At 66.2% G+C, this 21965-nt stretch carries 21 protein-coding genes; 11 read left to right on the top strand and 10 right to left on the bottom strand.

Features of this window, described 5'->3' with window-relative positions; translation table 11 throughout:
- Nucleotides 1–65 precede the first annotated feature (65 nt).
- Nucleotides 66–734, bottom strand: a complete 669-nt coding sequence (locus AC1DRO_RS00105) for an aspartate/glutamate racemase family protein (protein ID WP_476949338.1) — start codon at nt 732–734, stop codon at nt 66–68.
- A gap of 322 nt (nt 735–1056) precedes the next feature.
- Between AC1DRO_RS00105 and AC1DRO_RS00100 the strand changes: the two genes are divergently transcribed.
- Nucleotides 1057–1377 carry a hypothetical protein gene (locus tag AC1DRO_RS00100; RefSeq protein ID WP_476949337.1) on the top strand — a complete coding sequence of 107 codons (321 nt, stop codon included), beginning with the start codon at nt 1057–1059 and terminating at the stop codon, nt 1375–1377.
- Nucleotides 1378–1386: 9 nt separating this feature from the next.
- Here the strand turns inward: AC1DRO_RS00100 and AC1DRO_RS00095 are convergent, their stop codons facing one another.
- The 3 genes from AC1DRO_RS00095 to AC1DRO_RS00085 all read right to left on the bottom strand — a co-directional run bounded on the left by AC1DRO_RS00095 (nt 1387) and on the right by AC1DRO_RS00085 (nt 7171).
- Complete coding sequence (locus tag AC1DRO_RS00095) at nt 1387–2184, bottom strand: glycoside hydrolase family 16 protein (protein ID WP_476949336.1); 798 nt, start codon at nt 2182–2184, stop codon at nt 1387–1389.
- 54 nt (nt 2185–2238) lie between these two features.
- A complete protein-coding gene (locus AC1DRO_RS00090; RefSeq protein ID WP_476949335.1) occupies nt 2239–3210 on the bottom strand; it encodes a dienelactone hydrolase family protein in 972 nt (323 codons plus the stop codon).
- Nucleotides 3211–3634: 424 nt separating this feature from the next.
- Nucleotides 3635–7171 (bottom strand): choice-of-anchor D domain-containing protein, encoded by a 3537-nt coding sequence (locus AC1DRO_RS00085; protein ID WP_476949334.1) that lies wholly within the window; start codon nt 7169–7171, stop codon nt 3635–3637.
- Nucleotides 7172–7519: 348 nt separating this feature from the next.
- Between AC1DRO_RS00085 and AC1DRO_RS00080 the strand changes: the two genes are divergently transcribed.
- Entirely contained in the window at nt 7520–8215 is a 696-nt protein-coding gene (locus tag AC1DRO_RS00080) for a maleylpyruvate isomerase family mycothiol-dependent enzyme (protein WP_476949333.1), read from the top strand.
- A 106-nt stretch (nt 8216–8321) separates the two neighbouring features.
- Complete coding sequence (locus AC1DRO_RS00075) at nt 8322–9362, top strand: Gfo/Idh/MocA family protein (protein ID WP_476949332.1); 1041 nt, start codon at nt 8322–8324, stop codon at nt 9360–9362.
- A 48-nt stretch (nt 9363–9410) separates the two neighbouring features.
- Here the strand turns inward: AC1DRO_RS00075 and AC1DRO_RS00070 are convergent, their stop codons facing one another.
- Nucleotides 9411–10529, bottom strand: a complete 1119-nt coding sequence (locus tag AC1DRO_RS00070; RefSeq protein ID WP_476949331.1) for an aminotransferase class V-fold PLP-dependent enzyme — start codon at nt 10527–10529, stop codon at nt 9411–9413.
- Between the two features lie 12 nt (nt 10530–10541).
- The gene (locus AC1DRO_RS00065; RefSeq protein WP_476949330.1) at nt 10542–11057 is read right to left on the bottom strand and encodes a mycothiol transferase; all 516 of its coding nucleotides are present in this window, start codon (nt 11055–11057) and stop codon (nt 10542–10544) included.
- Nucleotides 11058–11281: 224 nt separating this feature from the next.
- Between AC1DRO_RS00065 and nicT the strand changes: the two genes are divergently transcribed.
- The 6 genes from nicT to AC1DRO_RS00035 all read left to right on the top strand — a co-directional run bounded on the left by nicT (nt 11282) and on the right by AC1DRO_RS00035 (nt 18061).
- Nucleotides 11282–12388 carry a Nickel transporter NicT gene (gene nicT / locus AC1DRO_RS00060; RefSeq protein WP_476949329.1) on the top strand — a complete coding sequence of 369 codons (1107 nt, stop codon included), beginning with the start codon at nt 11282–11284 and terminating at the stop codon, nt 12386–12388.
- Between the two features lie 122 nt (nt 12389–12510).
- Entirely contained in the window at nt 12511–12966 is a 456-nt protein-coding gene (locus AC1DRO_RS00055) for an LURP-one-related/scramblase family protein (RefSeq protein WP_476949328.1), read from the top strand.
- 14 nt (nt 12967–12980) lie between these two features.
- Entirely contained in the window at nt 12981–15218 is a 2238-nt protein-coding gene (locus AC1DRO_RS00050) for a transglycosylase domain-containing protein (RefSeq protein ID WP_476949327.1), read from the top strand.
- A gap of 129 nt (nt 15219–15347) precedes the next feature.
- Complete coding sequence (locus AC1DRO_RS00045) at nt 15348–15905, top strand: hypothetical protein (RefSeq protein WP_476949326.1); 558 nt, start codon at nt 15348–15350, stop codon at nt 15903–15905.
- Nucleotides 15906–15907: 2 nt separating this feature from the next.
- Nucleotides 15908–16456, top strand: a complete 549-nt coding sequence (locus AC1DRO_RS00040; protein WP_476949325.1) for a hypothetical protein — start codon at nt 15908–15910, stop codon at nt 16454–16456.
- 243 nt (nt 16457–16699) lie between these two features.
- Entirely contained in the window at nt 16700–18061 is a 1362-nt protein-coding gene (locus AC1DRO_RS00035; RefSeq protein WP_476949324.1) for a wax ester/triacylglycerol synthase domain-containing protein, read from the top strand.
- Between the two features lie 21 nt (nt 18062–18082).
- Here the strand turns inward: AC1DRO_RS00035 and AC1DRO_RS00030 are convergent, their stop codons facing one another.
- The 4 genes from AC1DRO_RS00030 to AC1DRO_RS00015 all read right to left on the bottom strand — a co-directional run bounded on the left by AC1DRO_RS00030 (nt 18083) and on the right by AC1DRO_RS00015 (nt 20470).
- A complete protein-coding gene (locus AC1DRO_RS00030) occupies nt 18083–18403 on the bottom strand; it encodes a carboxymuconolactone decarboxylase family protein (protein WP_476949323.1) in 321 nt (106 codons plus the stop codon).
- A 53-nt stretch (nt 18404–18456) separates the two neighbouring features.
- Nucleotides 18457–19185 (bottom strand): flavodoxin, encoded by a 729-nt coding sequence (locus AC1DRO_RS00025; RefSeq protein ID WP_476949322.1) that lies wholly within the window; start codon nt 19183–19185, stop codon nt 18457–18459.
- A 113-nt stretch (nt 19186–19298) separates the two neighbouring features.
- Entirely contained in the window at nt 19299–20156 is an 858-nt protein-coding gene (locus AC1DRO_RS00020) for an aldo/keto reductase (RefSeq protein WP_476949321.1), read from the bottom strand.
- Nucleotides 20157–20320: 164 nt separating this feature from the next.
- The gene (locus tag AC1DRO_RS00015) at nt 20321–20470 is read right to left on the bottom strand and encodes a hypothetical protein (protein ID WP_476949320.1); all 150 of its coding nucleotides are present in this window, start codon (nt 20468–20470) and stop codon (nt 20321–20323) included.
- 131 nt (nt 20471–20601) lie between these two features.
- On the opposite strand from AC1DRO_RS00015, the gene AC1DRO_RS00010 reads away from it, so the two are divergent.
- A complete protein-coding gene (locus AC1DRO_RS00010) occupies nt 20602–21516 on the top strand; it encodes a helix-turn-helix transcriptional regulator (RefSeq protein ID WP_459385015.1) in 915 nt (304 codons plus the stop codon).
- A 69-nt stretch (nt 21517–21585) separates the two neighbouring features.
- Nucleotides 21586–21965 (top strand): TM2 domain-containing protein (locus AC1DRO_RS00005; RefSeq protein ID WP_476949319.1); only part of this gene is annotated, 380 nt, incomplete at its 3' end.

Genomic DNA, 21965 nt, shown 5'->3' with positions numbered 1-21965 from the left:
TCGCCAGGCAGCCCCGCGCCGTACTGCGGCGCGGGGCTGCCTTGGTGTTGGCCGAGGACTCGCCGCTACTGGCGGCAGGACTCAAACCCCTTGAAGTTCCGGGCGGATACCGCTGAGACCAGCATTGAACCGGCCGCCGTCACGGCGTCGATCACCGGAACCCCGAGCCGGCGGCGGAGCACGTCCGCCATGCCGATGCTACTCAGGCCCGTGCTGGCCTGGACGATCATGTCGGCGCCGGCGTCAACCAGCATGTGGGCCGCGGCGAGGGCGTCGAAAATCCCGGCAGGCATGAGGAAGGCGTCGGGTGTTTCGGTCCTTCCCTGCCCGTCAATGAGCAGCATGCGTTCGCCCAGTGCATCCGAGATCGGGCCCGGTACGTGTGCGCCGAGTCCCAAAACTCCAATCCGGCCGCCGAAGGTCAGAGCCGCGGCCGCGGCCGCGGAGCCCGCTCCGATGACCGGAATATCCACGGCTGCCCGGGTGGCGGCGAGCCCGGGGTCGGATGCGCAGCTGATAATCAGGGCGTCAGCATCCCCCGCCATGTCCCTCGCCAGGCGGACAACCTTGGGTGCCGCAGATGCGAGCGACGCTTGGTCGTAGACGCCGGACGGCTGGTCCGGAATACAGCGGGAAGTGACGGTAAACCCGAATGCTTCCTGGAGGAGTTTCCCGTGGGCGTGGAGCAGGCGTCGGTCCGACGTCGTCATCACCCGGATCAGTCCAACACGCATGGCGTACTACCTTTCGAACGGATTCGTTGGTGCGAGGCTACCCGGCGAGTATTTCCGCGTCTTTTCGGGCAGATGACCAACACAAGCGCTGCAGCGGATACGCCCCGTGGCGCCGGCGGCCGTTAGCATTCCGCGGGCGGCGGCACGGTGTCTTGTGCATGAAACTTGGCGAAAACTTCGCTTCCGTGTGGGGTTGGCGGCCCGGCGTCGTTGTAGGTTTGTCACGGTGGCCCGTCTTAGGACCCGGGTACAGTGCCCGGGATTGGGGGAAGGCGGCAGGCCGGTTCCGGACTCAGCCGGAACGATGACCAAAGGAACAGCCATGTCGGTGGAGCCGTCGTCCACTCCAGGACGCCTCGAAGAACAGGATCCCGAGAACCTGGTATCCGGTGCGGAACATGCCGCATCTGCCGCCGGAATCCGACATCAGGCCGCCAGAATCATTGACGCCGTCCTCGACGACAGTGCCCCGGAACAAGCCCGCGCACGGGAACTGCTGCGCCAGCAGCTGGCTGCCCATCCCGGACATCCGGAACGGGCCCTGCTGGAGCACCTTGCGGCGTTGAAGGCTTTGGACGGGCACCGCGAAGGGGCGTCGGAGGCTGGCGGCCCGTTGCTGCCGGAATTTGCCTCGGGCGAGTAGGCGCAACGCTTACTTGTAAACGCGGATCCAGTCGACCTGCATCTGGCTGGGTTTGGTGGGCGTCCCGTTGGGAAACCAGTCCAGTTGCACCGTTTGGTGCATGCCCACGGTGGGCTGATGCGCCGGGTTCGTGTCCACGAACCACAAGGACCCATCGAGGTAGCCGGTAATTCCGGTGGGGGTCCACTCGACTGCATAGTTGTGCCATTGTGTGGTGTCGACCGTCTTGGCCGCGGTGGTCTGGAAGTTCGGGCCACCGCAGGCGTAGTGCAGGAAGAACTTGATTTGGGCGGTATTGGCGCTCCCCTCGGCGTAGTCAATCTCGGCGCACGTGGACGAGATGTTGTTGTTCGGCCACAGGATCAGGACAGGGTGATATTGCAGATCCCGCTGGCCAATTTTCATCCTGGCCTCCCAGCGGCCGTACCGCTGTTGGGAAAACCTGGCGGACATGCCGCCGGTGGTGCCCGCGGCGTCGCCGCTGAGGGTCACGACGCCGCCGCCTACTGCAATCGCGTTCGGACTCCGGATCCCCTTGCCCGCGTGCCCCGGTCCTTTGAAGACCCTCCATTTCGCGGGGTCAGGCGACCCCGCGTAGTTGAATTCGTCCCCCGCCACCACTGGGCCCCATCCGCGGACGACGGCGGCCTGCGTCCCGTCGGAGACGGCGGCTTGCGTCCCGGCCGTCACGGCGGCCGCACGGTCTATCGCCGGCGCCCGTTCCCGGGACACTGGTGCGGCACCACACCCGGCAAGGGCCAAGGCGCCTGCAGCGCTCAACGCCGCGGTCCTGCGGTTTGCGAACATCGCGTCTCCATCCGGTCGGGACATGTCCGGGGCAGGCTTCAGACAAACTTGCCTTCACACATACTTGCCAAACCAGGCGAGCGTGTCGTTCCATGCGGCCGTGGCCTGCTCCTGGTTGTAGCGCGGCCCGGTGTCATTGTGGAAGGCGTGGTCCACGCCGGGATAGATCTTGAGTTCGTTCCGGACATCAGTTTTGGCCAAGGCATCCCGGAGCGCCGGCATGGCGCCGGTGATCCGCTGGTCCAGTTCGGCGTAGACGCCGAAGACGGCCGCTTTGATGGCCGGGACCTTGTCCAGGTCAGGCGCGGGTCCGTAGAACGCCGAGGTCGCCAACAGGCCCGGGATCGCCGTCGCCGACTGCCACGTTATGCCGCCACCGAAGCAGAAGCCGTTCATGGCGATCCGCCCGTGATCAACGAAGTCCTGGGCGTTCAAGTAGTTAAAGCCGGCCGTGAAGTCGGAAACGTGACGCTGCGCCCCGGCCTGGGTCAGTGCTCCCGGGACAGCATCCGCGTCAATGCCCGCGGTACCGCCTTCCCTGCTCAGCAGGTCCAGGGCCAGAGCCGCGTATCCGGCTTTGGCGAAGCGGCGCGCCACATCCTGGATATGCGGTGTCAGCCCGCGGTTCTCGTGGCAGACCAGCACGGCCGGCCCGGCGGCCCCGTGGTCGGGCCGTGCGAGATAGCCACTGATGTCGGTGCCGCCCGAGGCGAATTGCACGGTCGCCGTCGTGAGTCCGGCCGCGCCCTCCGGGACCGACAACGGGCTCTTGGCCCCCGGCACCGCGCCCGCGGACGCTGTGCCGGACCCTGGCGCGGACGTCGTCGGCGTCGGCATCGGGTCGGTACTGCGGGGAACCTCCTCGGGCGTGCAGCCCACCAGGAGCATCGCTGCCGAGGCCGCCGCCATGCTGCCGGTGATGAACGCCACCCGGCGCGTGAACGTGTGCTGGCTCATGGCGCCGGAGCGGTAGTCGTCGAAGAATTCCTCAATCAGGTACTTCTCAAACTTGCCAAGCTGGGTCATGGCGGGCCTCCTCAGTGTGCCGATCATCCTCCTCCGAAGTCAGATGTCCGGCAAGGGTCTTGCAATGAAGGCCCCCACGCGGCCGGTGGCACCGCGGCAACATACCAATCGACGACGTCGTCCTGGCGCTGCACTGACGGGCTGTGCCGTCGGAGTTCAACGCTCTTCCGCTCACACTGTGCGTTCGATGCGATACTGCATTGCCGGTGTGCCCGTGGTCCATGAGCAGGCGGGGTCGAATGCGAAGTGGGAGCCGTTCCATCGTCCACCGGCACGTTGGCCGACAGCATGGCGCCGGCAATCGGGCCGCCGCCCTATCATCAATCTTCGCCGCCGCCGTCGCGCGCCTCCGGACCATCAGGTCCCAGCCAAGCGAGTCCAGGCGCCAATAGGGTTTGGGGCTACGGAACGACGCCGGGCGCCGCTATCCTGTAACCTGCCTGGTGGTCGAGTTCCAGGTCAGGCGGCCGCGCTGAAAGTCCGATGCCCGGCCGACGGAAACCGAGTACTCGTCTCTGGTCGGGTAACCCAGCCGGCCTCTCTCCCAGCCTAGCGACCCCCATCTGGCCCGGATCGCGCCGGTGACCCAGTGCGCCCCCGTCTTCGGCGACCAGTAGATTGAGTGCCCAACCGTACCCGAGAAGTGGTTGTACCGACCCACACCGTCCGGCGAGCCCATCTCGTCGGTGGTCGGATAGCCCAGCGGTCCTTGCTCCCAGCCCAGGGCCGCCCACTTGGCCCGAATAGCACCGGCGATCCAGTGCGCCCCCGTCTTCGGCGACCAGTAGATCGAGTGCCCAACCGCACCCGAGAAGTGGTTGTACCGACCCACTCCATACGGCGCCGCCTTCTCGTCGGTGGTCGGATAGCCCAGCGGCCCTGCCTCCCAGCCCAGGGCCGCCCACTTGGCCCGGATAGCACCGGCGATCCAATGCGCCCCCGTCTTTGGCGACCAGTAGATCGAGTGCCCTACCGCACCCGAGAAGTGGTTGTACCGACCCACTCCGTCCGGCGTCGTCTTCTCGTCGGTGGTCGGATAGCCCAGCGGTCCTGCCTCCCAGCCCAGCGACGCCCACTTGGTCCGGATGGCGCCCTGCACGGAGTGCGCCCCGCTCGTAGGCGTCCAGTAAATCGAGGACCCGCCCGAGCCGGAGAAATGGTTGTACCGCCCCACGCCGTCCGGCGTCGTCTTCTCGTCTGTAGTCGGGAAGCCGAGGCCACCGGCGGCACCGCCCACCGCCTTGTATCGCTTGAATATTTCACCGATGACAGAATGGGCCCCGGTCGCCGGTGACCAGCAGATCACGCCCCTGACATAATCCTGGCACTTACCTCCCGCCACGGCGTACTCCAGAGTGAGCGACCGGCCCAGGTCCGACCGGGGGTCGCCCGCGCCAATCGTCCAGGCATAAGAGGCAATCGGGTCGTCGGTGCCTTTGCCAGTCAGCATCACCTTCAGCGCGCCCTGGCCGTCGTCCGTGGTTATCAGATAGTAGGTTTCCGCTGTCCCGGCCTGTCCGACGGCTGTCGGCGTGAAGGTCACGGACTGGTAGGCGGAGTCACCAGCAGGGATCTTCAACCCCTCGGCGATGGGTGTGGTGGTTGCGAAGACTCCCTGCGGAGCTTTCGCCTTCGTGATGGTCATCGGGACGTTGCCGGTGTTCGTGATCTGGAATGCCCGGACGGCTGAGGTCCCGACGGGAACGTCACCAAAGTCCAAGCTGCCCGGCATTTGCAGGTGCGCCGCGCCTGAGACGGCGGTCGCGGCCACTGTGACGGTCACCTGGCCACGGTCGCTGACGACGGCGAGCGAATCGTTTACCGGACCGGCCGAGGTAGGACTGAACGTCATGGACACCGCAACCGATGCGAGGGGCTGGATCGTCTGTCCCACGACCGGCAACGTGGCGGGGTCGACACTGAGCTGCGCGTTGGCTGGCAAGGTCACTCCGGTGATCTTGGCGACGGTCGTACCGGTGTTGATGATATTAACCGTCCCCCGGCTAACCGTTTTTGTTGGGACGTCAGTGAACTGCACCACGGCCGGGATCGCGCCCAGGCCGTCCTTCGTACCGACACCGCGGACGCCAAGAAGGTCGGTCTCGCCGTCGGCCGTTTTGACCGTCAGCGTGCCGTCTGCCTGGCCCGGAGCCGTCGGCGAGAAAGTCACGGGTACCGTCATACTTCCGCCTTGTGCCAGCGTGCGGGGCAACGTCAGCATGGCTCCGAGATCGAATGGGGCATCGGCCGTAATGGAGCTGATGGTGACCGCCCGCGATGCCGTGATCGTCACGCTGCGGGTCACGGTGGAACCCACCTGGACGTTACCGAGGTCGGTGTTCGTTGCCCCTACCGCTGATGTTGTCGGGGCGCCGAAGCCGATGACGTGTCCGTCCCGGGTGCCGACGTACACGCGACCCCTGTCTGTGGCCACCGAGGAGAACTTGGCCCCTATACCCAGTGGGGCGTTGAACACCTCCTTGAGGTTCCCGGTGTTGTCCGGGATTGCGCGGTAGGCGCGCAGCTCCGCACCAGCCCCCGTACCTCCGCTGACGTAGACCACCCAAACCAAGGCCGAGGACCCGTCCGTCCCGGAGGACGTCACCACCGGCGAGCCGGAGCTGAACCCGAGCGTGCCTGCGGAGGTCCCGGCGGCCGCGAGACTGACCCCTCCCGTAGCGCCCTTCACGAGCTTGAACGCCCGAAGGTACCCGTTGCTCTCGACGACGTAGACGTAGCCACCGGCGCTGGTCCCGAGGAACGCGGGCTTTCCCCACACTCCGCTGTACGGACCGGCCATGTCCAGGACGGCGTCGGTTCCGCCCGGTCCCTGCGCCATGCCGCCCAGGTTGTCCCGGTCCAACAGGTACATGCGGCCGTCTTTGCCGATTTGGGCCATTAGGTGCGGGTGCGCGGCGGTGCCATAGCCGTCCGGGATCGCGAGGGGGGCGCCGGAGCCCAGATCTGCGTCGTTTCGGTTCAGTTTCGCGTTGTCGGCCGGGCTGAAGAAATCGGTGGCTGTCAGGTCGCCGTTGGTGCCGACGCGGAGCCGGACCACAGATTCTGCCAGGGTGGTGGGGGGATTCGCGCCCGGGCCGGGATTGGGGGAAATGCCATTCCCCGTGGTGAGCAGGATCTGACCGGAACCGTCGGACACCAGTCCCCCACCGGACTGCCAGATCCCGCCCTCGGCAATGGCGTTGCCTGATTCGGTCGCCCACATCGTCGTCTGCCGGCCGGCCGTCGACACGCCGACAACATAGCCGACGAAGGGGGTGTAGTCGCAGTGGCTGGCAAATCCCGCATAGACTACCCCGTCCATGAGCAGCAGCCCGGGGCGCTGCATCGCGGTCATGGCGTTAAACGGGCGGGTGGGGTCGTTCGTCGGCGCGCCATCGATAACGACGGGGAAGCCCGGCTTCTCAGCCCCCGTGGCCACATCGAGCGAATGCATGTACCAGTGCGGGAGCTGCGCAGTCGCGCCGTCGTCGGTCTTCGCGAGCAGGAAGACGCTCTTCGTCGCCGGGTCGTAGACCGGAGTGGACGTGATTCCGATGTTGGGAGTGAGGTCACCGCACCCCACCGTCGACGCCGGCCACGCCGGCCCGAGTTTGCGCGTCCACGTTGCCGCGCCCGTGGCGCTGTCCAGCCCGTAGACGGCGTTGTTTTCCGTCGCGGCAATCACGGTGGTGCCGACTACGAGCGGCTGGGCGTAGACCTGCCCGTCCACGGTTGCGGAGAACAGTTTGCCGAAATTCGATGATGCCACCGCCGACGGCGAAAGCCCGGGCTCGTCGCGGTCCCACCCGGTCCGCAGGGAATCATGGGCGATGGTCCCCACGTCTGCGACGGCTGCCCCGCCGACAGACAGCCCGGCGAGGGCGAGCGTCGCCGACAGCACGGACGCGCAGGCGCCCAGAAGCCTCGGGCGCCTGTGCGTCCGGGTCGAAGTTGCGGACATCGCGGCCGTCCGCTGCCGGAGGTGCGGCGGCCCACCCGAACGTCCACCGCGCAGACGCCCGTGAAAATAGCCGGACGAAACGCGAGGTTCTGTCTGATCGCGCATGGCTTGAGACCCGTTCTGACCCTACATTGTCTTTATTAACCCAGTGCTTTCGAGCCTAGAAGCGAGGGGTCGGGAGCACGCGAGTGGAGGCTACTCGACTTTTCGGGGGCGATTCCCGTGATCCTCCGGGCGCTACTTGCCTTGCACTTGGCCGGACACGATTGCCTACTTGCCAGAGGCGGAGCCGCCGCAGCGCTCCCGCCCGGGCCGCGGACTGCCCCGGCGTCGCGTTAGGCTCCTCCCATGTCGCCCGATCGATTCCTGGCCGAACTGGCCCACTCCCTGGACCACCTCGGCACGCTCGCCCGGCAGCCGCGGGACACGCTTGCCAGCGCCATTCCGGCGTGCCCCGCCTGGACGCTCGAGCAGCTCTTCGGGCATCTCGGCTCAATCGAGAGGTGGGCAGCCGGGGTGGTCCGGACGGGCACCTTTGTCCAGGAACCTGCACCGCCGGCCGAGGGCGCCGCGGCCTGGTTTCTGGCGGGCACCGCACCCTTTCTCGAGACGATGACGGGCCTTGATCCCGAACGCGAATGCTGGAACTTTGGCCCGCCGCCGCGCTCCGCCCGGTTCTGGCTTCGGCGACAGGCCCACGAACATGCCATCCACCTGGTCGACGCCTGCCAGGCGCTTGGCCTGGAGATCCCCGCGCTGGCGGACAACTTCATGCTCGACGGTGTCGACGAGGTCCTGGCGATGTTCACGCCGCGGCAGCTGCGACTGGACCGGATGCCGCCCCCTGACAAAGCTGTGACCTTCCGGGTGCCAGGCGCCGCCAGCTGGACACTGGGACCTGGTGCCGCCGTGGCATTGATTTCCGCTCCGTTGCCAGTGATGTATCTGGGTCTTTGGGGTCGATCCAACCTGGCAGAGAACGCCGTCATTGAAGGTGACGGCGCCGCGGCCCTGCGTGTGCTTCGGGGTCCGCTCACACCATGAGTTCCGGCATCGGGATTAGGATACGAACACGTCCCGCGAAGCCGTGGACGCTCCACGAGCCGCCCGATTGCTTTCGTGACCGCATGTTCGAAAGGAACCCAAACGCATGTCAGAGCACGCCACACCCGGCACCGCAGATCTCTCCACGCCCCGGGCCAGATGGGGAATTCTCGGCACCGGGTTCATCGCTGGACTGCAAACGCCGGACCTGATCGACAACGGCTCGGTGGTCCAGGCCGTTGGCTCCAGGACCATGGCATCCGCGACCGAGTTCGCGGCCCGGTTTCAGATCCCCACGTCCCATGGAAGCTACGCGGACCTCGTGGCCGCCCCGGACGTCGACGTTGTCTACGTTTCTACGCCGCACCCGTTCCACCACGAGAATGCGCTATTGGCCCTGGACGCCGGTAAACACGTGCTGATCGAAAAGCCCTTCGCCATGAACGCCTGGCAGGCCCGGGAGATCGTGGAGCTCGCCGAGACGAAGGGGCTGATCGCCCTTGAGGCCATGTGGACCCGCTACCTTCCGCACATGGTCCGCATCCGTGAGCTGATTCGGTCCGGCGCACTGGGCGAGGTCCGCACGGTGATCGCGGACCACAACCAGAATCTGCCCAAGGATCCGGCGCACCGCCTCAACGACCCGGCGCTGGGCGGCGGAGCGCTCCTGGACCTGGGCATCTACCCCGTCTCCTTCGCCTTCGACGTCTTCGGGGCGCCGACCGGGATCCGGGCAGCGGCCAGCATGACTGAAACCGGAGTTGACCGGCAGACCGCGATGATCTTCGAATACGGTGGCGGGCAGCAGGCCGTGCTGCACTGCGCGCTGGACACGGCGGGACCAAACCAGGCCTCGATCATCGGAACCGAAGGCCGGATCGAGATCCCGTCAGTCTGGTACACGCCGTCGGCCTTCACCAGGTACGACGCCGACGGAAACGTCGTCGAGCGATTCGATGAACCTGTCACCGGCCGCGGCATGCAATACCAGGCGCAGGAAATGGAGCGGCTCATTGCGGCCGGCTCCATTGCCAACGACATCCTGCCGCCCCGGCAGAGCGTTCAGGTCATGGAGGCCATGGACGAAGTTCGGCGCCAGATCGGCCTCGCCTACGCCAGCGACGACAAGGACCACGGGCACGCCTAGTACCGGTGCTGCGGCAGCCCCAGTTTCCAAGAGAGGCACCGCCGCCGCTCACCCTCGCCCGATCAGCCCGGCCACGCGATCGAGTTCTTCATCCAGATTGTAGAAATGTACCGCCAGCCGGATCCTGCCCTCCCTGACCGATGCCACCACGTTGGCCTGATGGAACCGCGCCAGGACCGCCTCGGTGTCTGCCACCGGCACGGAGAAGATCGTGGAGCGGTGCTGCTCGGCTAACGGCCGGAACGCGGAGCCCTGCGCCGCCAGGGCCTCCTGAAGACGCAGGGCGAGCCGGGCGTTGCGATCGAGCAAGGCCCCGATGCCGAACCTGCGGAAGATGCCGAGCGCCGCCTGCTCGGCCAGGGCTGGAAACCAGGCCAAGGAGGCGTCGAGCTTCGATGCCGTGGGTGAGAGGTCCATAGCCGGTCCGTAGAAGCTCTCGGCCGGGTTGCGCGCGGCCTTCCAGCCGGGACCGACGGGCTGGATCCGGTCAAGGAGCCCGCTCCGGACATAGAGGTAACCCATGCCCCTGGAGCCGAGCAGGAACTTGTGGCTCGCGGCGGCCAGGAAATCCACCCCGTCGCGCACCACATCCAGGGGCACCGCGCCCGCGGCCTGGCAGGCGTCGACGAAGAACCAGGCGCCGGAGCGGGCCGCGACCCGGCTGAGTGCGGCCAGGTCCGCCCGGTAGCCGTTGGCCGAATGGACGGCACTTACGGCGATGAGACGGGTGCCGCCGTCGGCCGCCTGGCCAAATTCCTCGGCCGTCACGCCGTCACCGCCCGGTGCCAGGGCCCGGACCTCGTATCCGCGGTTCCGGAGCAGGAGCCAGGGGTAATAGTTCGAGGAGAATTCATTCCCGGCAACCACGACGTTCTCGCCGCGCCTCGCCGGCGGCAGGTTGGCGGCCACCATCCCGGCGGCGGAGCTCACGGCCGGGACGATCGCGATCTCCCCCGCCGTCGCCCCGACGATCTCCGCGAACATGGTGCGTGCCTCCTCCCCTGCCCGCTCGGCATCCATCCAGTCGAACCTGCCGGCGGACCAGCGCTCGACGGCCAGCTCGTAGGCTTCGCGGGCGGGTGCACAGCCGACGTTCATCGAGGCGGTGTTGAGATAGATCGTGTCCTGTAGTCCGGGGAAGAGTCCGCGAATATCGGCCGCCCGCATGGAAGGGACCGCCTAGCCGTGCCCGCGCGCGGAATCCAGGCCCTTTGCGTAGGCCGCCTGCCCCACGTGCTGGAGGCAGTCGGCAATCGTGCTGACCAGCCGCACCCCGAGGGTGACGGGCGGGTCCCAGCGGGTATCGACGATCCGGTCGAAGTCGTCGTCGCCGAGGTTCTCCAGGAAATTCACGGTCTGCCGGTGGACGGCTTCGTAGTATTCGAGCAACAGTTCCGGCGGTGCCTGCACCGCGTCCACCTGGCCGCTCGTATGGCCGTAGCCGGTGTCCCGTTTGGAGAGCGGCAGGCCGAAGCGGGCGGCAAACCCCTCCGAGGTCCACACCTGGTCCAGGCCCGCGGCGGAGGCGACTTGCGCGTCCTCGACCCTGCTGAGGTGCCAGATGAGCCAGGCCATTGAATTCCCGTTGCCTCCGGGCCGTCGGAGCAGCGTGGCATCATCGACCCCGGCCAGGGCCGCGGCCACCGTCTCACGGATCCGGCCGAAGGCATCCAGCAGCAGTTCATTGGATTTCATCGAGTCCCCTCCCTGTGCATGATCGGAGTGTTGTGCATGATCGGAGTACTGTGCACGATCGGTGATCCCCATGCTTGCATGGAGGCCGCACCGGCGGATAGGGCCGGGCGTCGCCGTGTCAACGGCGCACTTGGAGACGATGCCGGGGAGCAACACGGCCACGCGCAGTTCCGCAGTCCGCCAGGTCTTGGCAGCGGCGACCCCCGCGCCTACCCTTACGGATTATGAGCAACTTGTTGCCTGTTGCGCAGCCGGTTCGGGCGACGTCCAGTCGCTGGGAACGCCGGGACAAGTTCCATCTGGCAGGCATCACCGGCTTCGTCCTCCTGCTCAACGTGGTCGGCTGGAGTGTGCTGACCCTGGCCGTGGCTCCGCAGAACTTCGCGCTGGGCCGCTCCGGCGTGTACGGGGTGGGGCTGGGCGTTACCGCCTTTCTGCTGGGGGTGCGGCACGCGTTCGACGCCGACCACATCGCCGTCATCGACAACACCACCCGCAAGCTGGTCGGCGAGGGAAAGGCCGCGTTGGGGGTGGGCTTCTGGTTCTCGCTGGGCCACTCCACCGTGGTGTTCGGCGCGGCGCTGCTTCTGGCCCTCGGCGCGAGGGCCATGGCCGGCACCGTGCAGGACGGGGACTCGGCGCTGGTGCAGACGCTGGGACTGGTGGGAAGCGTCGTGGCTGGAACGTTCCTGATCCTGATCGGTCTGATGAACCTCGTCTCGGTGGTCGGCATCGCCCGGGTGTTCCGTGGGATGCGGAACGGGGAACTGGACGAGGCTGAGCTTGAGCACCAGCTCAACAACCGGGGCTTCCTGGCAAGGCTCCTCGGCGGAACCATCCGGCGGATCACCAAGCCATGGCACATCTATCCCGTCGGCCTGCTGATGGGCCTGGGATTCGACACCGCCTCCCAGGTGGCCCTGCTCGTACTCGCCGCCGGTTCCGCGGCCTTCTCCCTGCCCTGGTACGCCATCCTGGTCCTGCCGGTGCTGTTCGCCGCCGGAATGGGCATTTTCGACTCCGCCGACGGCGTGTTCATGTCCCGGGCTTATGGGTGGGCGTTCCTGAAGCCGGTCCGCAAGGTCTTCTACAACCTCACAGTCACGGTGCTCTCGGTGATTGTGGCCCTGGTGGTCGGTGTCACCGTGCTGCTTGGACTCTTGGCGGACAAGTTGGGACTCGAATCGGGGCCGGTGGCCGCCATCGGTTCGCTGGACCTCGAAAACGTCGGGTACATCATCGTCGGCCTCTTCGTCGTCATCTGGCTGATCGCGCTCGCCGTCTGGAAATTTGGCCGGATCGAGCAGCGCTGGAGCCAGGCCGGCCCATGACTCCGGTTGGTTTCCCGGACCATCCGGTTCGGGTGAGGCGCAGGCCCGAGCAGCGGTCCTATGGTCGGGGCATGGGACTATTACGGCGCCGGCCCGACGAACCCATGGGTGAGCGGTTTCAAATGCGTGAGAAACTGCTGTCGGTCGGGGACGACTTCTGGATCGAAGACAGCGAGGGCAGACGCGCCTACAAGGTCAATGGCAAGGCGTTGCGGATGCGGGACACTTTCGTGTTGGAGGACGCCTCCGGCAACGAGGTGGCGCGCATCCAGGAACGCAAGCTCTCGATCCGGGACAAGGTCGCCGTCGAGCGGGGCAGCGACACCGCCGCGACGGTCCACAAGGCCCTGGTAGGGCTCCGGGACCGCTTCTCGATCGACGTAAAAGGCGGACCCGACATGAAGGCGCACGGCAACATCGTCGACCACGAGTACGAGATCGAGCGCGACGGCCATACGGTCGCCACGATCTCCAAGAAGTGGTTCCGCGTGCGCGAGTCCTACGGCGTCGAAATCGCGGGCGGCGAGGACGTCCCGCTCCTCCTGGCGATCACCGTCGCCATCGACTCCTTGACCTAGCCTGTCCAGGCACCATGTCGCCCAGGAAAAGCACCGGATCCCTAGTAGCCGCGACCCTGTGGAGGCTGTTCGGCTTCCTGACGGCGAGCGCGGTTTGCGGCGTCCTGGCCGCCAGCCTTCTGGTCCCCACGGTGGCCGCGACCGGCGTCGCCGTCAGCGACTCGATCAAATTGTTCAACAGCCTCCCCTCGGAACTGACAGTTGATCCGCCGTCGGAATCGACCAGGGTGCTCACCGCCGACGGGAAACCGATCGCCACCTTCTATGCTGAAAACCGCGTGAAGGTCCGGCTCGACCAGATGTCCCCGTACATCAAGGACGCGATCGTCGCGATCGAGGACCGCCGCTTTTACGAACATGCCGGCATTGACCCCCAGGGGATTCTCCGGGCGCTGGTGTCCAACCTGACCAACGGCGGCAGGCAGGGCGCCTCCACCCTGACCCAGCAGTACGTCACCAACGTGCTCAACGAATCCCTAGTGTCGGCGGACAAGGGCGACCAGATTGTCCTCAACGGGCAAAAGAGCATGGCCGACAAGATCCGCGAGATGAGGCTCGCCGTCGAACTGGAGAAGAAATACACCAAGGACCAGATCCTGGAGGGGTACCTGAACATCGTGTTTTTCGCCCGGGACGCCTACGGCATCGAAGCTGCGTCCCGCTACTTCTTCAACACCACTGCCAAGGACCTCACGCTGCCCCAGGCTGCCCTGCTGGCCGGCCTGGTGAACAGCCCCAGCTTCTATAATCCTGACGTTCATCCGGAGAACGCCGTCCAGCGGCGCAACCAGGTTCTCGCCAAGATGATCAGCTATGGCGCCATCACCCAAGCGCAGCATGATGCGGCTGTAGCCGCCCCGGTGGATCTCAAGATCACCCCCGGGAGGCAGGGGTGCGCCGGCGCGGAAATGGCACCGTACTTCTGCGACTACGTTTCCCACCTCATTCTCAACAATCCGGCCTACGGTGCGGATATTGGCGAACGCGAGCGGAAGCTGTTCCGCGGCGGCCTGACCATCACCACCACCCTGGACAGCCGGCTCCAATTGGCCGCGCAGGCGCAGGTCGATGCCACGGCCGGGGCCAACCCGGACAAATGGGGCGCCGCGATGGTCTCCATCGCACCCGGCACCGGCAAGATCCTGGCGATGGCGCAAAACACCGTGTTTCTCCCGGCACCTGGCAAATTCGACACGCAACTGAACTTCAACGTCGATGCCAAGGACGCCAACGGCAACGATCTCAACGGCGCCGGCGGGTTCCAGCCCGGTTCCACCATGAAACCGTTCACGTTTGCCGAATGGCTCAACGAGGGCAAATCCCTGGCCGCCATGGTGGACGCCTCCCGGCGCTCCTATCCCCTCGGGTTTCCATGGAGGTCCAGTTGCGGCAGGGTGCTCGGCGCCTACAGCACCAGCCAGAAACAGCTCGGCGCCGCGGACGACCTCCAGAACAACGATCCCGGTTACTACCGCCGCATGCGCGTGGACTACGGGCTGTACAACTCCATCAACACCGCAACCTTCGCCGAGGCCACCCAGCTCGACTTCTGCGGCATCCAGAAAATGGTGGACGCCGCAGGGATCCACAGCGGCGTGGACAACGCCCGGGTGAACATGCACCAGCTGGGCAACCTGCTGGGCGCCATCGGCGTGGCGCCGCTCCATCTGGCCAACGCGTTTGCCACCTTCGCCAACGACGGAAACTACTGCGCACCGATTGCCATTTCGGCAGTGAACGACGCGGCGGGACAGAAACTGCCGGCCGAGACCAGCGCCTGTCACAGGGCGATCAAGCCCGAGGTCGCCCGCGGCGTGAACGCCGTGCTGCAGGACGTGCTGAAACGCGGGTCCGGCGTTTACATCAAGCCCAAGGTCCAGGAGCGGTTCCCGGTCGCGGCCAAGACGGGCACGTCCAATACCAATGGCGCCACCTGGGTGGTGGGCTACACAAGCGGCCTCGCGACGGCTTCCTTCTTCGGCGACGCCCTGGAGGGCCAGAAGAGGCCCGGGCAGAACATCACCGTCAACGGGAAGTTCTACAAGGCCATTGACGGCTACATGCTCGCCGGCCCGCAGTGGGCGAACTACATGCGACAGGTCGCCCGTTACTACCCCACCGCCCCCTTCCCGGCGCCGCCGGAGTCCATGACCCGGTCGCCCTACCCGAACCGCACGCCGTCCGGGAGCCGCACGCCCCGTACGACCCGCACGCCGTGCTTCCCCGGTGTTTATGGTGCGTTGTGCCGCTGACACTGGCCCGAAATGCTCCGGATCCAATGCCGCACTCTATGCCAACGGGGCCCGGAGCCTCTATCCTCTTCCCATGGGAGACGGGGCCAAGTTCCGGCGAGGGGAATCGCGCCACCGCGCGGGTGGCTCATGAATCCCGATAGCGCCCAGCCCCACGACAACTACGACGCGTTCGTGTCGAGGCTGGACGCCGCCACCAGCAGCCTGAGCACCCGGGCCGCGTCGCTGGACAAAGCAATGGCAGCCGTTTCCCTCCTCTTGGGACCATCTGAGTCCGCCGTCCGGAAATGGGAACGACGGCGCCATTACGTCGATGAACAGCTCGCCGTTCACTCCGGGTCCCCGCAGTCCTACACAGCGCTGTGTGAGCTCCACGTCGTGGCAGGAAAGATGGAATCAATGCTCCGCGGCCGTGTCCAGCGTGTCACCGAGAAGCTGGCGGTCATGCAAGGGCGCCGTGAGGCCATCGACAAGTCGCTGCTGGAGCTTGAGCTGAGCAGAATTAAGCTGACGTCGTCCCGGATGCTGTCACAGGACCGCGAAAAGTTGAGCAGCATCTTTTCCGAAATCGCCGGCTCCACCGCGGCCACAGGAGCCATTCCCGATATGGGGTTGCTGGGCGATCTCAAGGAAGCCCGCGAGGCAATCATCCTGGCCGAAGCGCTCATGGAAGTGAAGGGGTACTAATCATGGAAATTTCACGGCGCGATCAGCCCCGGAAGGACATCGTCGCCCTCGTTCGCTGGTCAAAGAAGCCGGGCGAAAACCCCGTCTTCAAGTTCATCATGTCGAGTATTTTGGGGCTGATCCTGTGCCTGTTCCTGATGATCTTCCTGCCCTTCCTCAGAAGTTTCGGTGCCCTGGTTTTGTTCACCCTCTTCTTCGCCGCGCTTCTGACGGTGCGCACCGTCATGGCCCAGCAGCGCTTTATGCGGGGGTTGACCAAGAGGGTCAATGACGCCCTCGCGGAGGTCACAAGCAGCCCGGGTGACCAATTGTCGGTCAGGCAATTCCGGCACATGACCAAGACCGGCGAGCAGCTTCCGCTCCTTGTCAGCGGCGTACCCGGGCTGAACCTGCATGTTGCCCGGGCGTCAACGCTGGAGAAACATGCCCCCGAGAAATGGGTTGCGGTCTTCACGGTTGTGCCTCCGGAGAACGGAACCGCCAGCTTCGACCGCCTGGTGGCGGCAGCAGTCAACGCGGGCCCCGGTACCACCAGCGCGAAAGCGTCCTAGCGGCGGGAGCTTGCCGCCGTCGTCGTTCCAATTCATTCAGGGCCGCTGGTGGCTGCCTCCTCGGTTACGCAGAACGGGCACGTGGGACGTTCTGCCCTAGCGTCTAAGCCCCCTACGCCCAACAGTGAGGACATGACGACCACGTCGGGTCGCCGGCTGTCTCTGCCCAGCAACTTGTGGGTTGCTGTTTTCTTCCCACCCAGGAGTGCGGAGAATTCAGAGATCTGGTTCCGGGGACCGAAAATGACGCCAAGACAACATGTTGACCGGGTGAGCGCCGAGGACATGATGTCCCTGGACGCGGACATCGGCTCAGCGCCAATGCAAGTCGGGGCCATCCTCATGCTCCGCACGGAAGGCAGCGGAGATTCGGCACCCCTCCTGGAAGCACTGGCGCGTCGGCTCGGCACTGTCCCCCGGCTGCGCCAGCGGCTGGTCGCTGTCCCCTTCGGCTGCGGGCGGCCCATTTGGGCGGATGATTCCGGCTTTGATCCGGCACACCATGTGGGCGTGATCGCCTGTCCGGCGCCCGGCGGTGAGGAAGCCGTGCTCAACATTGCAGCCGAAATGCTCGCTGCGCCGCTGTCCCGCGACCGTCCCCTCTGGTCAGCCAAGCTCATCGCCGGCGTGAGCCAGGACCGGTCAGCGCTTGTTTTCGTTTTCCATCATGTCCTCACGGACGGGATTGGGGGTCTCGCCGTCCTGGAGGCCCTGGCAGCCGCGGAAGCCGGGTGGGACGGTCGCCGGGAGCCAGAGATTCCATACTCGGCGCTGCACCTGGCCGTTGATGCTGCAAGGAGCCGATTTAACGCACTGGCCCGGCTCCCGGCCGCACTGCGGACCGCAGCCGCCGGAGCCTCCGAACTGCGGCAGACGGGCAAACCCCGGGCTGCCCGCACCTCACTCAACCGCCCAACGGGTCCGCAACGGACGCTTGCCGTCCTCCGCTGCGACATGGAGGCAGTCAGAACCGCCGCGCACATGCAGGGAGCGACGGTCAACGATCTCATCCTCACCGCCGTCGCGACAGCCCTGCACCGCCTGCTCCTGGCACGGGGCGAATATGTCGAAGAGTTCGTCATCTCTGTGCTGTTTTCGGCACGCCGCCACACGACAATCACCTATCTGGGGAACCGGAGCGGCATCATCCCGGTGACCGTTCCCGCGGTCGGTCCGGCCAAGGGACGGGTGGCAACTGTTGCCGCAACGATGAGGAGTGTCAAGCAGCGGCCTCCCGGGGCCTCCACTGCAATCATCGGTCCCATATCCCGGGTCGCAGCGCACCTTGGCGCCTACCGCTTCGTCATAGACCACCAACACCTTGTCCACACATTCGTCACGAACCTGCGGGGGCCCGAACGCGCCCTGGCGATCGCGGGCAGGCCGGTAACCGGGATCATTCCACTAGGAGCGATCAGCGGTAACGTAACGGTTGCCTTCGCAGTCCTCTCCTACGCCGGCACGCTCACCATCACCACAATCGCCGATCCCGAGACTTGCCCGGACCTGACAGGACTGCGTGACGAACTTTCCAGCGCCCTTGAAGCTCTGACGGTGACCGGGCCTCCTGAGCCTAGACCCGAGCAACCGCCGCCGGCGCGTTAAATGCCGGGTCCGTGGACGCCGTCAGGCGGTGAATATTTCCCTGGCGACCGTGATGGCGGACATCGCTTTGGGCCAGCCTGCGTAGAAGGCCAGGTGGATGATGGCCTCTTTGAGTTCGGTCTCGGTCAGGCCGTTGGCCTTTGCGCGTGCGAGGTGTCCGCGGAGCTGGTCGGTGCTGCCGCTGGTGACGAGGCTGGCGACCGTGATGAGGCTGCGGTCCCGCGGGGAGAGTTCGCTCCGTTCCCAGATGTCGCCGAAGAGCAGGTTGTCGGTGAGGTCCACCAGCTTGGGGGCGAAGTCACCGATGAGTTGCTGGGCCCGGGTCTGGTTTGAATCGTTCATGATGGAGTCCTTCCGGAGATGTGAGCAGTGGATTGGGATTGACTGCGGGGAGATTACCCTGCAGTGCGTGAACAGTCCTGGAGGAGCCGGGCGCTGCGCAGCCAGGCCTCGACAGCCGGCCCGGCGTCCCGGACTGTCTCGCCCCGCACCGCTATCCCTTCGCCGATGACGGCCCCGGGGCAGGAGCGGGCGTAGTCCCGTTCAGTGGTGCCGAGACCGCTCATGGCGTGGGTGGTGACGGGGTGGACTGTCTTGCCGGTGAAGTCATAGCTCTCGGCGAATGTCGTCATGATCATCGGCGCCCGGACGTTCCAGATCCCGCTGGCCAGCAGCACGGTGTCGTAGTCCTCGATCGAGGGCAGCGGCGAGACGATGGCCGGGCGTACGTTGCCGTCCTGCTCGCGGACGTTGCGCGCGACGGTCGCGTCGTAGCCGTCGGAGTAGGGGTCGGCGGCCTCGATGCGGTGCACGTCGCACGCAATGAGGGTGCCGATCATGCCGGCCAGTACTTCGGTGTTGCCGACGTCGAGGTTGGTGCGACCGCCGTAGTCGTAGTTCTCCCCCGCGCGGGAGAAGTAGGCGAGCAGGACACGCCGGCTCTTCCGGGGTTCCGGCGTGATCTGTGCGGAGGGAGAGTTGGCCGTGACTTGTGGGGGCATGGGGGTGTCCTGTTCTACCGGGCGGCAACCCGAGATTCCGGCCGTGATCATGGCGGCGCCCAGACCGCTGAGGGCCGAGCGCAGGGCTGAGCGCCGGCCAACGGTCTCTGGGCTGGTGTTCATCACGGGTCTCCCGGGTCGTGTTTGCCGCCCCGGGCCGGCGGTGGCCCGGGGCGGAGGGCAAAGGGGTCCGTCCGGGTGACGGGTCGGGCCACCCGGACGGAAGGCGGGTGTGGTTAGGCGACCCGGCGTCCGCCCAGCCAGCTGACCATGGCGGGGTCGCGGTGGTCGAAGAAGAGGCTGGCGCCGGTGTCCAGGGTGGCGATCCGGCTCATCTGCTCATCGGTGAGCTCGAAGTCGAAAACATCGAGGTTCTGGGCCATCCGGTCGGGCCGGACGGATTTGGGGATGACGACGACGTCGCGCTGGATGAGCCAGCGGAGGACGACCTGGGCCACGGACTTGCTGTGCGCCTCGGCGATGGCGCTGAGGAGCGGATCGGTGAACAGGTTGTTCTTTCCCTCGGCGAACGGGCCCCAGGACTCGATCTGGACACCGCGTTCGCGCATCAGTTCCTGGTCGGTGGCGCGCTGGTGGAAGGGGTGGGTTTCAATCTGGTTGACGGCCGGGACGATCTCGTTGTGGTCGATGAGGTCGACCAGGCGGTCGGGGTGGAAGTTGGACACGCCGATCGCGCGGGCCAGGCCTTCCTTGTTGATTTCCTGCATGGCCCGCCACTCGCTGTAGTAGTCCCCGAGCGGCTGGTGGATCAGGTACAGGTCAAGGTAGTCCAGTCCGAGCCGGTCCAGGGAGTTTCCGAAGGCGCGCCTGGTGTCGTCCAGGACGTTGCCGGCGGGTGCGTGCTGGATCCAGAGCTTGGTGGTGATGAAGAGTTCCTCGCGGGCGATCCCGCTGGCCTTGATCGCGGCGCCGACGGCTTGTTCGTTGCCGTAGGAGGCGGCCGTGTCCAGGTGGCGGTAGCCGGCCGCGAGGGCGGCTTCGACGGCGGCTTGGGTTTCGCCGTCGGGGATCTGGAAGACACCGAAGCCGAGGATCGGCATCTGGACGCCGTTGTTGAGGGTCACGTTATTCATGGGATTTCCTTTGTGCGGGTTATCGGTTGGTTTCGGATGGGCTCGTGGCGTGGCCTGTGGTTCTGTCACGTTGAGGGCCGGGATGCTTCCCCATGCCGCAGTCGCAGGGACGCGGCGATGAGGATGAAGAGGAGGCCGGCGGTGGTGCCGAGGCCCAGGCGGAGTCAGTCCATGAAGTTGTGCCCGGCGAGGAGGGCGCCATAGATGACGACGCCGAGGGAGCCGCCGACCTGCCGGGTGGTGTTGATGGCTGCCGCCAGCGATGCTCGCGGCCGGGCCACCATTTTCGAGGGGCTGAGCGTGGATAAAGACATGGTGTCCTTGCAGGATGGGGATACGGGACTCATTCAAGAAAACCAGTCAATTTGTGCGCCCGGGAGTACCTGCCGTGCGGTGTACTGCCAGTTCCTGTTAGGCCGGACGGGGGCGTCGTAGCGTAGAGGCCATGGAGAACAGTAAAGACGTCCGCGAGTTCCTCATGAGCCGGCGCTCGCGCATCACCCCCGCCCAGGCCGGGTTGCCCGCCTACGGCGGCACGAGGCGGGTGGCTGGCCTCAAACGCGAGGAAGTGGCCATGCTCACCGGCGTCAGCACCGAATACTATGCCCGGCTCGAACGGGGAAACCTGCGGGGAGTATCCGAGAGCGTCCTCGAATCCCTCGCCGCCGCGCTCCAGCTCGACGAGGCCGAACGGGCCCACCTGCTCGATCTGGCCAGGGCCGCCGCGCCATCGCGGGAACCTGGGAAGCGCCGGGTACGGGCCGAAGTCCGGCCCAGCATAGAGCGGATACTGGCCGGGATGACCGGCACGCCCGCCTATGTCCGTACCAGCCGCATGGACATCGTGGCTGCAAACAGCCTCTGCTTCGCCCTCTACGAGGGCATCCTCAGCCCCGCGACCCTGCCGTTGAACCTCGCACGGTTCATGTTCCTGGACCCGCGTTCCCGGGATTTCTTTCTCGAATGGAACACCCTCGCAGATGACCTTGCCGCCGCCCTCCGCACTGAAGCAGGCCGCAACCCGCACGACAGAGCCTTGAACAGCCTCATTGGTGACCTCGCCACCGGAAGCACGGAATTCTCGACACGCTGGGCACGGCACAACGTCCGCTTCCACCGCTCGGCCCGCAAGACACTGCACAACCCGCTCATCGGAGACATCGAACTCACCGGTGACGCACTCGAAATCCCCGGAGAGGGCCTGACCCTCATCGCCTACACCGCCGAACCCGGAAGCCAAGCCCGGGAACAGCTCGACTTCCTCACCAGCTGGAGTGCCACCGGAAAACGTCCGGCCGAACCGGCTGCGGCCAACGCAGCGGCCATGCCTCCGGAACGCGAGTCGCAGGACGGACCGTGACGGTGCATGTCGCAAGCGCACACCGGATGCCTGTGGACATCCGGACGTGGCTGTTCCAGAATCGGGAATGTGCCCAGGACCGAGCAGTACGGGCTTGTCTTCGACGGTGAACTGCCGCCGATGCGTTCCCTGCGCACGGCGTGGCTGCTGGCATTGTTCCTGGGCTTCAGCGGCGCGGACAGGTTCTACCTCCACAAGCCGGTTACCGGCACCCTGAAGCTGTTGACGCTCGGCGGCGCCGGCATCTGGTGGCTCATTGACCTATTCCGGATCACCAATGAGTACGCCGCCGACGGGGCATCCATGCCGTTGGCCGGGACCAACTCCCTGCGGCGCGGCCTGCGCCTGGCCTCGACTGTCCTGGTCGTCACCCTCGCCGGTGCGGTGGTCTGCGTCAGCGCCGCCCCCGTCACCGGGACTGTCACCGCCACAGTTGCCGCGATAAACGC

The sequence above is a fragment of the Arthrobacter sp. P4_F11 genome (assembly GCF_056401395.1).
Note: the sequence above shows the minus strand (reverse complement) of the source record. Positions and strands in the feature narration are given on the sequence as shown.

Excerpts from the sequence above, each read along its gene's own strand:
- AC1DRO_RS00090 (WP_476949335.1), bottom strand. The coding sequence starts at position 3,210 with ATGACCCAGCTTGGCAAGTTTGAGAAGTACCTGATTGAGGAATTCTTC.
- AC1DRO_RS00080 (WP_476949333.1), top strand. The coding sequence starts at position 7,520 with ATGTCGCCCGATCGATTCCTGGCCGAACTGGCCCACTCCCTGGACCAC.
- AC1DRO_RS00105 (WP_476949338.1), bottom strand. The coding sequence starts at position 734 with ATGCGTGTTGGACTGATCCGGGTGATGACGACGTCGGACCGACGCCTG.
- AC1DRO_RS00040 (WP_476949325.1), top strand. The coding sequence starts at position 15,908 with ATGGAAATTTCACGGCGCGATCAGCCCCGGAAGGACATCGTCGCCCTC.
- AC1DRO_RS00055 (WP_476949328.1), top strand. The coding sequence starts at position 12,511 with ATGCGTGAGAAACTGCTGTCGGTCGGGGACGACTTCTGGATCGAAGAC.
- AC1DRO_RS00010 (WP_459385015.1), top strand. The coding sequence starts at position 20,602 with ATGGAGAACAGTAAAGACGTCCGCGAGTTCCTCATGAGCCGGCGCTCG.
- AC1DRO_RS00045 (WP_476949326.1), top strand. The coding sequence starts at position 15,348 with ATGAATCCCGATAGCGCCCAGCCCCACGACAACTACGACGCGTTCGTG.
- nicT (WP_476949329.1), top strand. The coding sequence starts at position 11,282 with ATGAGCAACTTGTTGCCTGTTGCGCAGCCGGTTCGGGCGACGTCCAGT.
- AC1DRO_RS00095 (WP_476949336.1), bottom strand. The coding sequence starts at position 2,184 with ATGTTCGCAAACCGCAGGACCGCGGCGTTGAGCGCTGCAGGCGCCTTG.
- AC1DRO_RS00065 (WP_476949330.1), bottom strand. The coding sequence starts at position 11,057 with ATGAAATCCAATGAACTGCTGCTGGATGCCTTCGGCCGGATCCGTGAG.
- AC1DRO_RS00020 (WP_476949321.1), bottom strand. The coding sequence starts at position 20,156 with ATGAATAACGTGACCCTCAACAACGGCGTCCAGATGCCGATCCTCGGC.
- AC1DRO_RS00070 (WP_476949331.1), bottom strand. The coding sequence starts at position 10,529 with ATGCGGGCGGCCGATATTCGCGGACTCTTCCCCGGACTACAGGACACG.
- AC1DRO_RS00015 (WP_476949320.1), bottom strand. The coding sequence starts at position 20,470 with ATGTCTTTATCCACGCTCAGCCCCTCGAAAATGGTGGCCCGGCCGCGA.
- AC1DRO_RS00085 (WP_476949334.1), bottom strand. The coding sequence starts at position 7,171 with ATGTCCGCAACTTCGACCCGGACGCACAGGCGCCCGAGGCTTCTGGGC.
- AC1DRO_RS00025 (WP_476949322.1), bottom strand. The coding sequence starts at position 19,185 with ATGAACACCAGCCCAGAGACCGTTGGCCGGCGCTCAGCCCTGCGCTCG.
- AC1DRO_RS00050 (WP_476949327.1), top strand. The coding sequence starts at position 12,981 with ATGTCGCCCAGGAAAAGCACCGGATCCCTAGTAGCCGCGACCCTGTGG.
- AC1DRO_RS00100 (WP_476949337.1), top strand. The coding sequence starts at position 1,057 with ATGTCGGTGGAGCCGTCGTCCACTCCAGGACGCCTCGAAGAACAGGAT.
- AC1DRO_RS00035 (WP_476949324.1), top strand. The coding sequence starts at position 16,700 with ATGACGCCAAGACAACATGTTGACCGGGTGAGCGCCGAGGACATGATG.
- AC1DRO_RS00030 (WP_476949323.1), bottom strand. The coding sequence starts at position 18,403 with ATGAACGATTCAAACCAGACCCGGGCCCAGCAACTCATCGGTGACTTC.
- AC1DRO_RS00075 (WP_476949332.1), top strand. The coding sequence starts at position 8,322 with ATGTCAGAGCACGCCACACCCGGCACCGCAGATCTCTCCACGCCCCGG.